Source organism: Micromonospora sp. PTRAS2 (assembly GCF_054052245.1).
Genome location: NZ_JBSWBU010000005.1, coordinates 37,479 through 52,993 on the forward strand (window position 1 = coordinate 37,479; position 15,515 = coordinate 52,993).

Annotated in this window: 9 protein-coding genes; 6 read left to right on the forward strand and 3 right to left on the reverse strand. The window is 74.5% G+C overall.

All coding sequences use genetic code 11. From position 1 onward, the window contains the following. Positions 1-32 precede the first annotated feature (32 nt). Both ACVMYR_RS18345 and ACVMYR_RS18350 read left to right on the forward strand, forming a co-directional pair. Positions 33-428, forward strand: coding sequence for a hypothetical protein (locus tag ACVMYR_RS18345; RefSeq protein WP_457122396.1), 396 nt, complete (start codon positions 33-35; stop codon positions 426-428). 173 nt (positions 429-601) lie between these two features. Further along, on the forward strand, positions 602-1,237 hold the full coding sequence (locus ACVMYR_RS18350) for a hypothetical protein (protein ID WP_457122310.1): 636 nt from the start codon (positions 602-604) through the stop codon (positions 1,235-1,237). Positions 1,238-1,363: 126 nt separating this feature from the next. On the opposite strand, the gene ACVMYR_RS18355 is transcribed toward ACVMYR_RS18350, so the two are convergent. The 3 genes from ACVMYR_RS18355 to ACVMYR_RS18365 are packed head-to-tail and all read right to left on the reverse strand — an operon-like array spanning position 1,364 to position 2,728. Further along, on the reverse strand, positions 1,364-1,564 hold the full coding sequence (locus tag ACVMYR_RS18355) for a DUF397 domain-containing protein (protein WP_457122311.1): 201 nt from the start codon (positions 1,562-1,564) through the stop codon (positions 1,364-1,366). 19 nt (positions 1,565-1,583) lie between these two features. Next, a complete protein-coding gene (locus tag ACVMYR_RS18360; RefSeq protein WP_457122312.1) occupies positions 1,584-1,853 on the reverse strand; it encodes a DUF397 domain-containing protein in 270 nt (89 codons plus the stop codon). After that, on the reverse strand, positions 1,850-2,728 hold the full coding sequence (locus ACVMYR_RS18365; RefSeq protein ID WP_228986966.1) for a helix-turn-helix domain-containing protein: 879 nt from the start codon (positions 2,726-2,728) through the stop codon (positions 1,850-1,852). The genes ACVMYR_RS18360 and ACVMYR_RS18365 overlap by 4 nt, the downstream gene beginning before the upstream one ends. Before the next feature lie 197 nt (positions 2,729-2,925). On the opposite strand from ACVMYR_RS18365, the gene ACVMYR_RS18370 reads away from it, so the two are divergent. The 4 genes from ACVMYR_RS18370 (at position 2,926) to ACVMYR_RS18385 (ending at position 15,485) form a co-directional block, all read left to right on the forward strand. Continuing rightward, positions 2,926-3,342 carry a DivIVA domain-containing protein gene (locus tag ACVMYR_RS18370; RefSeq protein WP_457122313.1) on the forward strand — a complete coding sequence of 139 codons (417 nt, stop codon included), beginning with the start codon at positions 2,926-2,928 and terminating at the stop codon, positions 3,340-3,342. Continuing rightward, a complete protein-coding gene (locus ACVMYR_RS18375) occupies positions 3,335-3,640 on the forward strand; it encodes a hypothetical protein (protein WP_457122314.1) in 306 nt (101 codons plus the stop codon). The genes ACVMYR_RS18370 and ACVMYR_RS18375 overlap by 8 nt, the downstream gene beginning before the upstream one ends. After that, entirely contained in the window at positions 3,627-4,850 is a 1,224-nt protein-coding gene (locus ACVMYR_RS18380) for a helix-turn-helix domain-containing protein (RefSeq protein WP_457122315.1), read from the forward strand. The genes ACVMYR_RS18375 and ACVMYR_RS18380 overlap by 14 nt, the downstream gene beginning before the upstream one ends. Positions 4,851-5,078: 228 nt before the next feature. Further along, positions 5,079-15,485, forward strand: a complete 10,407-nt coding sequence (locus tag ACVMYR_RS18385) for a type I polyketide synthase (protein ID WP_457122316.1) — start codon at positions 5,079-5,081, stop codon at positions 15,483-15,485. The last annotated feature ends 30 nt before the right edge of the window (positions 15,486-15,515 follow it).

Below are 15,515 nucleotides of genomic sequence, written 5' to 3' on the forward strand. Positions count from 1 at the left end.
ATCAATGCCATGGCGAGGGCAAGGGGATTGATGTGACCACAGGGAGGTCCAGCGTGCAGGTCGAAGATCCGGGGCGTGCGTTCCGCGAGGCGTGGATCGCCGGAGTTCGTAAGCACTATCCCGGCGAACCGAAGCCGGGCTATGTCGCGCCCTGGGAGGCCACGCCCGAATGGGAACGGGCAAGCGCCGCCGCAGTGTACGAGCAGGTTCACCAGTTCATCGAGGTGGCCGAGGGTGCAACCGCAAAGCTGACCCGTGAACAGAAGGGCCGCTTCGTCGCCCTGTGCTGGACTGCACAGATCTTCAGGCACTTTTCAAACCCGAAAGCCTCCTACGTGGCCGACTGGTCGGAGATGCCAGAGTGGCAGCAGGAGACGGACTCGGACATCTTCGAGCACATCGAGCAGGCACTCATCTCGATGCGCTGATCAGGGGCATGAGCCGGCCGGCCAGCTTGAAGACTTGCGTTGGCAAGCGGTGATACTCACGTCGACGGAGGCGCGCCCCCGCCGAGCCGCCGAGCCAGCGCGACGGCAGTTCAGCATGCGCCAAACGCACAGGCAGCCTCGACGCACCATGGAAAGGTGAGGGAGCCTCCAGCATGGCGCACACTTCCGGACAGTCATGTCCGCACGATCCTCGCGGCGTGTTGACACCGCCCACGGCGGAAGAGATCTACGGCTGGCTCGGCGTCCGGTTCGCCATGCTGGAGGCCCCTCACCACCGCGCCCACATGGTCGGCTGGCACAAGGAGACCACCCACGCCGACGCGCACGGAGTCGCCCGCGACGTGGGCCGACCGAGGCCCGTCGAGGTCAGCATCGGCCACGAACTCGACGACGGCGCCACCATCGATGTCACCACAGTCCGCGACGACACCGGCGGTGCCTCCGTGGTGTACCACCTGTGGACCAGCCTGATCAACTACCAGCTCGCACTGGCAGGGCGTCGAGGCACGCCTCCGTGGGGCAGCGGCCCACCACCACCGCAGTACGTCGACCGGCTCGACACCAACAACCCGCCGGAACCCGCCGGAACGCGCACACTGTCCGTGGACGGCGGGGACGCCACAGCGTGGGTCTACCTCGCCTGCCCGGACATGGCCACGGGAGCGCCGCTCGCCGCCTGCGGAGGCCACATCGGAACCTCGCTGGTCATGGTCATCGGACCGCAGGACACCGTCTTGGCCGCGGAACTGCGCATGTTGCCCCAGCCCGAGTTGCCCGTCGGCGTCTGAAGTCGCCCTCCGGTGCGGGTAGCGGAGGCGGCACCCTCAACGGTGCTGCCTCCTGATCAATGCCCATGGCCGAGGCTCGTCCGTGCCGCGTCACTGACGTTCGATGACAACTCCTTGACGTGCTGGTCAGGCGACGGGCCCGATCTGCTTGGCCAGGTTGACGAATGACTGCCAGTGGCCCGGTGTGAAGCCGAGGGTGCCGCCTTCGTGGTCCTTCGTGTCCCGGACCAGGACGATGCCTGGCAAGTTGTCGGCGACCTCGACGCACGAACCGCCGTTGGAGCCGCTGCGGATGCTCTTGCGCCACTTGGCGTTGGTCACGTCCATGTCTGCGCTGCCTCCTTGATCAGGTTAGTGACTGCATTAGGGGAGAACGCTTCGCCCCTGATCCCCGCCTACGGCGGGTTGGTCGGTCTTGATCGAACTCCCCATCCTTGGTGCCCTCGATGAAAGCCGCCCACTCCCGGGCTGTGAACACCAACGCTGGGCCCGAGCGGTCCTTGCTGTCACGCAGCGCAACAGCGCTGGTGAGCTGGGCGACTTCCACGCAGTTGCCATTTGCGCCGCTACGAGTGCTGGTCCGCCACGTCGCGGCCCCCAAATCCAGAACGCTCACTTTCGCCTTCCCTCACCCTCACTGTCGATCAAGCGGTCGAGGAACTTCCGCGAGTCGGCCACGTTCAGCGCTGCCGACCGAAGCTGGTCGAACATCTCGGCATACCGCCGGATGTCGGCCTCCTTCTCCAGGTAAAGCGCGCCTGCCATGTTCTCGATGTAGACAAGTTCGGGGTCGGCGGCGTCCGGAAAGTCCATCACGGCGAACGCTCCGTGCATACCCGGATGTGCGCCGACCTTGTAGGGCAGCACCTGGAGCGTGATGTGTGGCCGTTCAGTCAGGTCGAGCAGGTGTCGAAGCTGTTCGGCCATGACCTCCGCGCCACCGACCTCGCGGTGCAGCACGGCCTCGTCGACGATGGCAGACAGCTTGAGCGGATCATCTCTGGTGATGAATGCCTGCCGCTGGGCGCGGGTTTCGACGCGCTTTTGGATTTCGTCGTCACTGGCGTGGGGCAGGCTGGCCGTGACCACGGCGCGGGTGTAGCCCTGCGTTTGGAGTAGGCCGGGCACGAACAGCGACTCGTAGTTGCGGACGCTGCGCGCCTCGCTCTCGAAGCTGATGTAGGTCGTGTACTCCTCGGGCAGTTCCGACTCGTACGCCTGCAACCACCCCAGTTGTGTTGCCTGCTTGGACAGCTCGACCAGGGCGGCGCGGCGCTCTGGGTCACCGACCCCGTACTTGTCCAGCAACGTCAGCAGCGTGCGCCGCTGCGGACGGGCCTTGGCCGTCTCGATGCGGTACAGCGTGGCGCTGTTGATGTTCGTCTGCGCAGCCGCGTCCTCGCGGGTCAGACCGGAAGCTTGGCGGAGGCTGCGCAGCTCGCCGGCCAGGCGTCGAAGCCGAACGGTTGGTGGCTGACGGCGTGTTGCCAAGTTCCATCTCCTTCGCTCCGGTCTCTCTCAAGTCTGCCGGTCTCGTGGGCGCGCCATCCCGACAGGGCAACTGATCGCCGTCCGTGCAAACGCAAGTCTTGCGTTCTCACTGTGTGTGGGCGCAAGATAGCTGAGAGCACGACACGGCGAGAGCTCGTCGGTGGCGCTGCTGCCCAAGTGAAGGCAGAAGGAGGCACATGGAGCCCAGCACAGACGCGGTGGGGGATGGTCCTTCTACCGAGTGCAGCGGCCCCCGCGAAGGTGGCGCGGTCTACCGGTCCCGCCGAGGCCTGCTGACGCCAGCCGACGTCCGGTGGCAGGAGTTCCCGTTGACCCGGTTCGGCCGGCGCGGCTTCGACCCAGAGGCGGTCCGCAGGTTCCTGCGCCGGTTGGAGGCCGACCTCGACGCCCTCTACCGGGAACTCGTCGCCGCGCAGGACGAGGCCCGCCGCCACCAGGCAGCCGCAGCCGAACTCCGCGCGCAGCGCTGGCGGCCCGACCCCTCGGCGCGGCGGCCCCGAAACGAGTACCGCCGCCCGCCCCTGTGGCCGCCCTACCCACCCCGCCGGCAGGGCTGCCACCGCCGGCCGGGGGAGGGGCCGGGCGATGACTGACTATCCGGCGCTGCACGGCCCGTCGCGGCCGGACTGGAACTGCCTGGTCTGCGGCGAGCCGTGGCCGTGCCTGACCCGTAAGCGCCAGCTCAAGGAGCTGTGCCGGTGCAACGTGCGGACCCTCGTCCGCTACCTGACCTCGTACCTCCCGGACGCCCAGGCGGAGATCACCGGCTTGAGCAGCGCCGACATAGCTGGCCTCATCGTCGGCTGGTGCGCCAGGCCGTTGGAGATGTGGGCGGTCGAGGAGAACACCCGGGCTGCACCCGATCTGGGGTGGCGTCGTGACCAGCCGTGAGCTGCCGATAGGACGCCGGGTCGCCCGGCTGCGGACCCGGCGGCGGATGACGCAGCAGATGCTCGCCGACCGGCTCGGCAAGTCGAAGAGCTGGGTCGACAAGGTCGAGCGGGGGGTCCGCGCCCTCGACCGCTACACCGTGATTGAGGAACTCGCCGCCGTGCTGCGCGTCGACCCGGTGGCGCTGCTCGGCCGCGATGCCCTGCCGTCGCAAGCCGCCCGCGCCGCCGCGCAGGGCATCGACGGGGTACGCGCCGCCCTCGACCGCTACGACACCGCCGTGTCCGGGCCGCAGGCGCGGCAGGCGGCACCGCCGGTCGGCGAGCTGGACCAGCGGGTACGGCACGCCTGGCTGACCTACCAGCATGCCGACTATCCCCAACTGCTGCGGATGCTGCCGGAGCTGCTCGGCGACACCCAACACGCCCACGCCGCCCACGCGGCGAACACCGGGGACGGGGCTGCGGAGCTGCTGGTGCAGGCGTACCGGATCACGTCGTCGGTGTTGGTGAAGCTCGGCGCGGGTGACCTCGGCTGGCTGGCAGCCGACCGGGCCATGTCCGTGGCCGCCGGCGACCCGCTGCTGGCGGCGGCGGCCGCCGTGCCGCTGGGGCAGGCGCTGCGCGCCCTGCACCGCCCCCGGCCGGCCCTGGCCGTCACGATCGCCGCCGCGCACCGCATCGCCCCCGAGGCGCGGCGCGACGGCCCGTCCCCGAGCCTGTCGCTGCACGGAACGCTGCTGGTCCAAGCCGCCCTGGCCGCCGCCGGAGCCGGCGACGAACGCGGCGCAGAGGAACTGGTCGACCAGGCGGCCCGGATCGCCGACGAGACAGGCGAGACCGGCGAGGAGCACGACCGGCACTGGACCGGCTTCGGCCCCACGGCGGTGCGGATGGCCCGGGTCGCCGCCGCCGTCGAGCTGGGCAACGGCGGCGAGGCGGTGGGCCTGCACGAACGGGTCGTCGGCGCTGACCACTGGCGACGGTTGCCCGCCGAGCACCGGGCGGCGTACCTGCTCGACGCCGGCCGCGGGCACCTCCGGGCCGGCGATCCGCTCGCCGCCGGGCGCGCCCTGGTCGACGCGGACCGGACCGCGCCGGCCGAGGTCCGGTTACGGCCGGTGGCCCGTACGCTGCTCACCGACCTGACGCGCCGCGAGCCGGTCCCGGCGGACGTGGCCCGGCTCGCCGCGGCCCTCGGGCTCGGGTGACGGCCGGACGGCGAGGTCCGGCCCAGGGGCCGTGGTAGGGGCCCGCTAGGGGTTGGCAGCGCCGTCCGGGGCCAAATACCTTCCTCCGGTACGTAGGACCTGGTCTGTGTTGCAGTGGTGTTTGTCTGGCAATTTCTGGTCGGTTCGTGGGCTCTGGTTTTTGCGGCTTGAGGCGTCTGTCGACGGTATTGGGCCGCCTGGTTTTTCCGGCCCGAAGAGGTGGCGGCAATGGCGACTGAGGACACTCTCCGGGAATACCTGAAATGGGTTACCGCGGATCTCCACCAGACGAAGAGGAAACTCGGGGAGCTGGAGGCGGCCCACCGGGAGCCCATCGCCATCGTCGGCATCGGCTGCCGGTTCCCGGGCGGCGTGCGGTCCCCCGAGGACCTGTGGCGGCTCGTCGCCGACGGCCGCGACGCCATCTCCGACTTCCCCGCCGACCGGGGCTGGGACGTCGACCGGCTCGTCCACCCCGACCCCGACCACCCCGGCACCTCGTACGTGGGGCAGGGCGGCTTCCTCGACTCGGCCACCGAGTTCGACGCCGGCTTCTTCGGCATCTCCCCGCGCGAGGCGCTGGGCATGGACCCGCAGCAGCGGCTGCTGCTGGAGACCTCCTGGGAGGCGTTCGAGCACGCCGGCATCGACCCGGCGACGCTGCGCGGCCACCAGGTCGGCGTGTTCGCCAGCACCACCGGCCAGGACTACGCGGCGCTGCTCCAGTCGCCCCCGCCCGGCGTCGAGGGGTACGTCCTCACCGGCACCGCCGCCAGCGTCGTCTCCGGCCGCATCTCGTACGTGCTCGGCGTGGAGGGACCCGCCGTCTCCGTCGACACCGCCTGCTCGTCGTCGCTGGTGGCGCTGCACCTGGCCTGCCACGCCCTGCGGCAGGGGGAGTGCACCCTCGCGCTGGCCGGCGGCGCGACCGTCATGTCCACCCCGGCCGCGTTCATCGGCTTCTCCCGGCAGCGCGGCCTCGCCTTCGACGGCCGCGTCAAGGCGTTCGCGGGGGCCGCCGACGGCACCGCCTGGGGCGAGGGCGTCGGCGTGCTGCTCGTCGAGCGGCTGTCCGACGCCCGCCGCAACGGTCACCCCGTCCTCGCCGTCGTGCGGGGCTCCGCCGTCAACCAGGACGGCGCGTCCAACGGGCTGACCGCCCCGAACGGCCCCGCCCAGCAGCGGGTGGTGCTCCAGGCGCTGGCCGGCGCGCGGCTCACCCCCGCCGACGTGGACGCCGTCGAGGCCCACGGCACCGGCACCAGCCTCGGCGACCCGATCGAGGCCACCGCCCTGCTCGCCACGTACGGGCAGGGTCGCCCGGCGGATCGGCCGCTGCGGCTCGGGTCGGTCAAGTCGAACATCGGCCACACGCAGGCCGCCGCCGGTGTCGCCGGGGTCATCAAGATGGTGCTGGCCCTGCGCCACGGCCAGCTTCCCGCCACCCTGCACGTCGACGAGCCCACCCCGCACGTCGACTGGACGGCCGGCGCGGTGTCCCTGCTCACCGAGGCACAGCCCTGGCCGGCGGGGGAGCGGCCCCGCCGCGCGGGCGTCTCCTCGTTCGGGATGAGCGGCACCAACGCCCACGTGATCATCGAGGAGGCTCCGGCGGAGCCGCCGGACGCCGCCCCGGCGGCCCCCGGGACCCCGCCCGCCGAGGCCACCCCGGCGACCCGACCGGCCGGCCCCGCCCCGGTGGCGACCGCCGGCCTGGTCCCGGTGCTGCTGTCCGCCCGGGACGCCGCCGGCCTCGCCGCCCAGGCCACCCGCTGGGCCGACTGGCTCGCCACCGAAGCCGACCCTGGCGCTGCCGCCGACCCCGACGCCAGCACCGAAGCCGCCGGCACCGGGACCGACGCCGGGGCGCGGCTGGCCGACCTCGGCTGGTCGTCGGTCACCACCCGGGGCGCGCTGGAACACCGGGCCGTCGTCCTCGCCGCCGACCGCGCCGACCTGCTGCGCGACCTGCGTACGCTCGCCGCCGGCGACACCGCCCCCGGCCTCGTCACGGGCTCCCCGCGCGGCGGGCAGGTGGCGTTCCTGTTCTCCGGGCAGGGTGCCCAGCGCCCCGGCATGGGCCGCGAGCTGGCCGCGGCGTTCCCGGTGTTCGCCGACGCGCTCGACGAGGTGTGCGGGCACCTCGACCCCCGGCTGTCGAAGCCGCTGAAGACCGTCCTGTTCGCCGCCGCCGGCACGCCCGAGGCCGCGCTGCTCGACCAGACCGTGTTCACCCAGGCCGGGCTGTTCGCCGTCGAGGTGGCGCTGCACCGGCTGCTGGAATCCTGGGGCGTCACCCCCGACGTGCTGATCGGCCACTCGATCGGCGAGATCACCGCCGCCCACGTCGCCGGCGTGTTCAGCCTCGCCGACGCTGCGACGCTGGTCGCCGCCCGGGGGCGGCTGATGCAGGCGCTGCCGGCCGGCGGGGCGATGCTGGCCGTCGCCGCGCCCGAGGGCGAGGTGGCGGCGAGCCTGGAGGAGCACGCCGGCCGGGTGGGGATCGCCGCCGTCAACGGCCCGGCCGCCGTGGTCGTCTCCGGTGCCGAGGCCGCCGTCGACGAACTCGCCGACCTGTGGGCCGTGCGTGGGGTGAAGACCAAGCGGCTGACCGTCAGCCACGCGTTCCACAGCCCGTTGATGGAGCCGATGCTGGCCGGGTTCGCGGCCGTCGTCGCCGGGCTCGACCTGCGCGCGCCGGCCCTGCCGATCGTGTCCAACCTGACCGGTGACCTGGCCGACCCGGAGGCGATCCGCAGCACCGACTACTGGGTGCGGCACGTCCGCGAGGCGGTCCGCTTCGCCGACGGCGTCGAGCGGCTGCGCGCCCACGGCGTCGGCACGTACCTCGAGGTCGGCCCCAGCGGGGTGCTCACCGCGCTGACCCGGGAGATCCTCGGGCCCGACGCCGACCCCGCCGCCGCCGTGGCGCTGCTGCGCCGCGACCGCCCCGAGCCGGCGTCCCTGCTCACCGCGCTCGCCGAGCTGCACGTCGCCGGCGTGCCCGTCGGCTGGCGGGAACTGTTCGCCGGCGCCGACCCCCGCCGGGTCCGGCTGCCCGGGTACGCGTTCCACCGCGAGCGCTACTGGCCCGACCTGACGGCCCTGCCCGCCCCCGCCGGCACGGAGTCCACCGCCGACGCCGCGTTCTGGGCGGCCGTCGAACGGGCCGACGTCGACGCGCTGCGCGACCAGCTCGGCACCGCCCCGGCCGGCGACACCGACCCCGTGGACGCCCTGCTGCCCGCGCTGCCCGTCCTCGCCGCCTGGCGACGCGACCGGCACGACTCGGGCGTGGCGGACGGCTGGTCGTACCAGGTGGTGTGGAAGCCCGTGCCGGTCGCCGAGGGTGACCGGCCGGCGGGCCGCTGGCTGCTCGTGCTGCCCGCCGACGCCGCGCCCGCCTGGGCCGACGGCCTCGCCGGCCTGCTGCGGGCCGGCGGCGACGAACCGGCGACCCTGCGCGTCGGAGCCGACGACCTCGACCGGGCCGCGCTCGCCGACCGGCTGCGCGCCGCCGTCGGCGACGAGCCCGTCGCCGGGGTGCTGCACCTCGTCGCCGGCCAGGACGCGCTGCTGCCCGCCCACCCCGGCACGAGCGTCGCCGCCGCCACCACCCTCGTGCTGCTCCAGGCCCTCACCGACCTCGACGTCGCCGCACCCGTCTGGTGCGTCACCAGCGGGGCCGTCAAGGCCGGCCCCGCCGACCGGGTCGACCACCCCCTCCAGACCCTCGTGTGGGGCCTCGGCCGGGCCGCCGCCGTCGAGCAGCCGCACCGCTGGGGCGGCCTCGTCGACGTGCCGGCCAACCCCGACGAGAGCGTGCTGCGCCGGCTCGCCGCCGTCCTGGCCGGCGGCAGCGGCGAGGACCAGGTCGCCGTGCGCCCCGGCGGCGTCTGGGGCCGCCGCCTCGCCCCGGCCGCCGCCCCCGACCGGCCCGCCGCCGACTGGTGGGCCGACGGCACCGTCCTGGTCACCGGCGGCACCGGCGCGCTCGGCGGCCACGTCACCCGCTGGCTGCTCGACAAGGGGGCCCGCCGGGTCGTCCTCGTCGGCCGGCGCGGCGCCGCCACCCCCGGCCTCCTCGACGGGTACGCCGACGACGGGCGGGTCACCGCAGCCGCCTGCGACGTGACCGACCGGGCCGCCGTCGCCGCGCTGCTGGACACGCTGCCCGACCTGACCGCCGTGGTGCACGCCGCCGGCACCGACCAGCTGACCCCGCTCACCGGCACCACCCTCGACGAGTTCTCCCACGTCGTCGCCGGCAAGGTGCTCGGAGCGCTGCACCTGCACGACTGCCTCGCCGACCGGCCGCTCACCGCGTTCCTGCTGTTCTCCTCCATCTCCGGCGTGTGGGGCAGCGCCGGCCAGTGCGCGTACGGGGCCGGCAACTCGCTGCTCGACGCGCTCGCCGTGCACCGCCGCGACCGGGGCCTCGCCGCCACCGCCGTGTCCTGGACCGCATGGGGCGGGGCCGACGGCATGGCCGCCAAGAACACCGCCACCGAGGCGCTGCACCGGATGGGCCTGCCCACCATCGACCCGCAGCACGCCCTCGTCGCCCTCGACCGGGCGGTGCGCCGACCCACCCCCTGCGTCACCGTCGCCGACGTCGACTGGGGACGCTTCCACCCGGCGTTCACCCTCACCCGGCCCAGCCCGCTGCTGTCCGAGCTGCCCCAGGTGCGGGCCCTCGCCGAAGCCGACGCCGAGGCCGCCGCCGCGCCGGCCGGCGTCGCCGACGCCCTGCGCCACCTCGCCGACCTGCCCGAGGCCGAGCAGGAACGCGAACTGCTCGCCATCGTCAACGCGCAGACCGCCCGCGTCCTCGGCCACGCCACCGCCGACGACCTGCGCGGCCGGCCGTTCGCCGACCTCGGCTTCGACTCGCTCACCGCCGTGGACCTGCGTACCCGGCTCAACGAGGTCACCGGGCTGCGCCTGCCGTCCACCCTCGTCTTCGACCACCCGACCCCCGCCGACCTGGCCCGGCACCTGCGCGAGACCGCGTTCGGCGGCACCGCCGCCGCACCCGCCGAGGCCCGCGTCGCCGCCGGCACCGACGAGCCCGTCGCCATCGTCGGCATGGCCTGCCGCTATCCCGGCGACGCCCGCAGCCCCGAGGAGCTGTGGCGGCTCGTCACCGACGGCGTCGACGCCATCGGCGACTTCCCCACCGACCGGGGCTGGGACACCCCCACCCCGGACAGCGGCTACGCCCCGGCCGGCGGCTTCCTCTACGACGTCCCCGCCTTCGACCCCGCGTTCTTCGGCATCTCGCCGCGTGAGGCCCTCGCCATGGACCCGCAACAGCGGCTCACCCTGGAAGCGTCCTGGGAGGTCCTGGAACGCGCCGGGCTCGAACCCGGCAGCCTGAAGGGCAGCCGCACCGGCGTGTTCGTCGGCGCGTCCACCTCCGGCTACGGGACAGGACTCACCGAGGTGCCCGAGGGCACCGAGGGATACCTGATGACCGGCGCCGCGCACAGCATCATCTCCGGGCGGGTCGCGTACACGCTCGGCCTCGAAGGGCCGGCCGTCACCGTCGACACCGCCTGCTCGTCGTCCCTCGTCGCGCTGCACCTGGCCGGCGAGGCGCTGCGCCGGGGCGAGTGCGACCTGGCCCTGGCCGGCGGCGTCACCGTGATGGCCACCCCCGGCACGTTCGCCGAGTTCTCCCGCCAGCAGGGCCTCGCCGCCGACGGCCGGTGCAAGTCGTTCGCGGCGTCGGCCGACGGGACGGGCTGGTCCGAGGGCGTCGGCATGCTCCTCGTCGAACGGCTCTCCGACGCCCGCCGCAACGGGCACCGGGTCCTCGCCGTGGTGCGGGGCAGCGCGGTGAACCAGGACGGCGCATCGAACGGTCTGACCGCGCCGAATGGTCCGTCGCAGCAGCGGGTGATCCGGCAGGCGCTGGCGAATGCGCGCCTGTCCACGTCGGATGTGGACGTGGTGGAGGCGCACGGCACGGGCACGACGTTGGGTGACCCGATCGAGGCGCAGGCGTTGCTGGCGACGTACGGGCAGGGTCGGGGCGATGCCGCGCCGCTGCTGCTGGGGTCGATCAAGTCGAACATCGGTCATGCGCAGGCGGCGGCGGGTGTGGCGGGTGTGATCAAGGTGGTGCAGGCGATGCGGCACGGTGTGGTGCCGGCGTCGTTGCACGTGGACGAGCCGTCGCCGCACATCGACTGGTCGGCGGGCGCGGTGGACCTGGTGACGGAGGCGCGGCCGTGGCCGGTGGTGGACCGGCCGCGTCGGGCGGCGGTGTCGTCGTTCGGCATGTCCGGCACCAACGCCCACGTCATCGTCGAGCAGCCGGAGGAACCCGCCGACGCCCCCGTCGCGGACCCCGCGCCGGGACTGGTCGACGCGGACGTCCTCGTCTGGCCGGTGTCGGCCCGGTCGGCGGCGGCGCTCCGCGACCAGGCCGCCCGCCTGGCCAACCACGTACGCGACCGCGACGCCCTCGACCCTGCCGCGCTGGCCTGGTCCCTCGCCACCACCCGCGCCACGTTCGACCAGCGCGCGTCGGTGGTCGGGTCGGGCGTGGCCGAGCTGCTCGCCGGTCTGGACGCCCTGGCGAGTGGTCTGCCGGCGGGCAACGTGGTCGCCGGTGTGGCGTCGGGGCACGGTTCCGGGCCGGTGTTCGTGTTCCCGGGTCAGGGTGCGCAGTCGGCACGGATGGCCGCCGGTCTGGTGGGTCGTGCGCCGGTGTTCGACGCGCGGCTGGCCGAGTGTCAGCGTGCCCTTGCCCCGTTCCTCGACGTGGATCTCGTGTCGGTGTTGACCGGTGGGGACGAGTCGTGGTTGGAGCGGGTGGAGGTGGTGCAGCCGGTCCTGTGGGCGGTGGGCATTGCCCTGGCGGCGGTGTGGGAGCACGCGGGCGTTTCGCCGGCGGCGGTGGTCGGCCACTCCCAGGGTGAGATCGGCGCGGCGTGTGTCGCCGGGATCCTGTCCCTGGAGGATGCGGCGAAGACGGTTGCCCTGCGGTCGCGGGCCCTGGCCGTGCTGCGGGGTAGCGGTGCGATGGCCTCGGTGGACCTGTCCGCCGATGCGGTGGCCGAGCGTCTCCACGCGTTCCCGGGTGTGGGTGTGGCCGCCGTGAACGGCCCGTCCACCGTGGTCGTCTCGGGTCCGCCGCAGCCCGTGGCGGACCTGGTAAACGCGTGTCAGGCCGACGGGATCCGGGCGCGGCTGATTCCGGTGGACTACGCGTCGCATTCCGCCGCCGTGCAGGACGTGGCCGAGCGGCTGCGCGCCGATCTGGCCGACGTCGCCCCGCAGCCGGGCCACATCCGGCTCGTGTCGACGCTGACCGGTGACTGGGTTGAGCCGGAGAGCATGACGGCGGACTACTGGTATGACAACCTGCGGCAGACCGTCCAGTTCGACGCGGCCGTGCGGGTCGCTGTCGCGGCCGGGCACACCACGTTCGTGGAGATCAGTCCGCATCCGGTGTTGACGATGCCGGTGACGGCGATCCTCGACGACGCCGGGGTCACCGGTTACACCCTGGGCAGCCTGCGGCGGGGTGACGACGACCCGATGCGGCTGCTGACCAACCTGGCCACCGCGCACGCGATCGGCCTGCCCGTCGACCTGACGAAGGTCCTCGCCGCGACCGGCACTGTCGACCTGCCCACCTACCCGTTCGCGCGGGACCGCTACTGGTTGCAGGGCAGCGGCGCGAGCCGGGCCGGGCTGCCGTCGGTCGGCCTCGACGCCGCCGACCATCCGCTGCTCAGTGCCGTGGCCGACCTGCCGGGCGACGAGGGCCTGCTGCTCACCGGCCGGATCTCCCTGGCCACCCACCCGTGGCTGGCCGACCACGCCGTGCTCGGCACCGTCCTGCTCCCCGGCACCGCGCTGGTCGAGCTGGCCTCCTTCAGCGGCCGGCACCTCGACGCCGCCCACGTCACCGAGCTGGTCCTGGAGGCCCCGCTCGCCGTGCCGGAGGAGGGGAGCGTCGACCTGCGGGTCCGCGTCGGCGCGGCCGGCGAGGACGGCCTGCGGCCCGTCTCCGTCCACTCGTCCGTCGGCGAGGCCCACCCGTCCGGCGGCGACGGCGGCGACCAGCCCGGGGCGGCCGGCCGGCAGTGGCAGCGGCACGCCCACGGCCTGCTCGCCCCCACCCGGCCGGTGACCGTCGCCCCGGCCGCCGCGTGGCCCCCGCCCGGGGCGGAACCGATCGCCCTCGACGCCCTGTATCCGCACCTCGCCGAGCAGGGCTACCACTACGGTCCGGTGTTCCGTGCGTTGCGCGCCGCCTGGCGGCACGGCGACGATCTCCTCGCCGAGGTCGCCCTCGACGCCGACGCGCCGGGCGACGCGGCGCCGTTCACCGTGCACCCGGCCCTGCTCGACGCCGCCCTGCACGCCATCGGCGCGAGCGCCCTCGGCCGCGCCGACGCCGGCAGCCAGGCCGACAGCGCCCACCGCGAGGCCGACAGCGACAGCACCGACCGCGACAGCACGGGCAGCGGCGCGCAGCCGGGGCTGCCGTTCTCCTGGACCGGGGTGGCGATCGCGCCCACCCGGGCCCGGGAGCTGCGCGTGCGGCTCACCGCCGCCGACGGGTCGGTGGCGGCCACCGTCACGGACACCGGCGGCGTGCCCGTCGCCTCCCTCGACGCCCTCGTGCTGCGGCCGATCACCGCCGACCAGCTCAGCGCCGCCCGCCGCACCGCCAACCGGTCCCTGCACCGCCTCGACTGGGTCACCCCGGAACCGGCCGCCGGCCGGCCCGTAACCCTCGCCGCGCTCGGCGACGGATGGCCGGGCGTCGCAGCCTCCGGGGGAAACGACGGGTGGCCGGGCGTCGACGCGTACCCGAGCCTGGACGACCTGGCGGCGGCCGTGGCCGGCGGCGCGGCCCGGCCCGACGCGGTGCTCGCCGCCGTGACCGGGCAGCGCGCCGACGAGCCGGGTCCGGCGCGGGCCGCGCACCTGGTCGCCCACGAGGCCCTCGCCCTGGCGCAGGACTGGCTGGCCCGGCCGGAGCTGGAGGCGGCCCGGCTGGTGGTGGTCACCCGGGGCGCGGTCGCCGTCGCCGCCGACGACCGGCTCACCGACCTGCCCGCCGCGACCGTGTGGGGCCTGGTGCGCTCCGCCCAGTCGGAGCACCCGGGCCGGATCGTCCTGCTCGACCTCGACGACGACCCCCGGTCGGCGGCGGCGCTGCCGGCGGCCCTGGCCACCGGGGAGCCGCAGCTCGCCGTGCGCGCCGGGCAGCTCCGCGCGCCCCGGCTGGCCCGGCTCGGCCCGCCGCCGGCCGAGGCGGCGGCCCCCGACCTGTCCGCCGGCACGGTCCTGGTCACCGGCGCGACCGGCGCGCTCGGCCGGCTCGTCGCCCGGCACCTGGCCACCCGGCACCGGGTACGTGGGCTGCTGCTGGTCAGCCGCAGCGGCCCCGAGGCCCCCGGCGCGGCCGACCTCGTCGCCGAGCTTGCCGGCCTCGGCGTCGCCGCGCAGGTGGTCGCCGCCGACGTCACCGACCGCGACGCGCTCGCCGTGCTGCTCGACGAGGTACCCGCCGACCGGCCCCTCGTCGGCGTCGTGCACGCCGCCGGGGTCCTCGACGACGGGGTGCTGCCGGCGCTCACCCCGGCCCGCTTCGACGCCGTCCTCGGGCCGAAGGTCGACGCCGCCTGGCACCTGCACGAGCTGACCGAGAAGCTGGACCTCGCCGCGTTCGTGCTGTTCTCGTCGGCGTCCGGGCTGTTCGGCGGCCCCGGGCAGGCCAACCACGCCGCCGCGAACGCCTTCCTCGACGCGCTCGCCCAGCATCGGCGCTCGCGCGGGCTCACCGTCACGTCGATGGCGTGGGGGCCGTGGGCCAACCCGGACCTGCCCGGCGGGCGGCCCGGTCACGTCGACGAGCGGCGGATGAGCCGGGTCGGCTTCCGCCCCCTCGACGCCGACGAGGGCATGGAGCTGTTCACCGAGGGGCTGCGCCACGCCGACCCGGTGGTCGTACCCGTCGCCCTGGACCTGGGGGTGCTCGGCCGGCTCGGGCCGGCGCTGCCCCGGCTGCTGCACGGCCTGGTCCGCCCGGCCGGCGCGGCGGCACCGGCGGCGGCCCCGGCCGCCGACGCGGCGGCGGCGCTGCGCGACACCCTCGCCGCCACCGCGGAGGCCGAGCGCGACCGGGTGCTGTCCGACCTGGTCCGCACCCACGCGGCGGCGGTCCTCGGGTACGCGTCGCTGCGCGACATCGACGCCGACAAGGGCTTCGTGGAGCTGGGCTTCGACTCGCTGACGGCGGTGGAGTTCCGCAACCGGCTCACCGCCGCCACCGGGCTGCGGCTGCCGTCGACCCTCGTCTACGACCGGCCCACCACCACCGCCCTCGTCGGCTACTTGCGGGGCGCGCTGCTCGCCGAGCGCAGCACGTCCGCGCTGTCGGTGCTCGGCGAGCTGAGCAAGCTGGAGACCGTCATGCGGGCCGTCGCCGCCGACGACACCGACCGCGCCGCCGTCGCCGACCGGCTGCGGGAACTGCTGTCGGCGTGGACGCACACCGAGGCCGACGCCGACGCCGACGACGACGGCACCGGCGACGGCGGGCTCGCCTCCGCCACGGCGGAGGAGATCTTCCACCTGCTCGACGACGAGCTCGGAACGGCCTGACCCGGATGTCCCGGACGTCTGATCCCGATA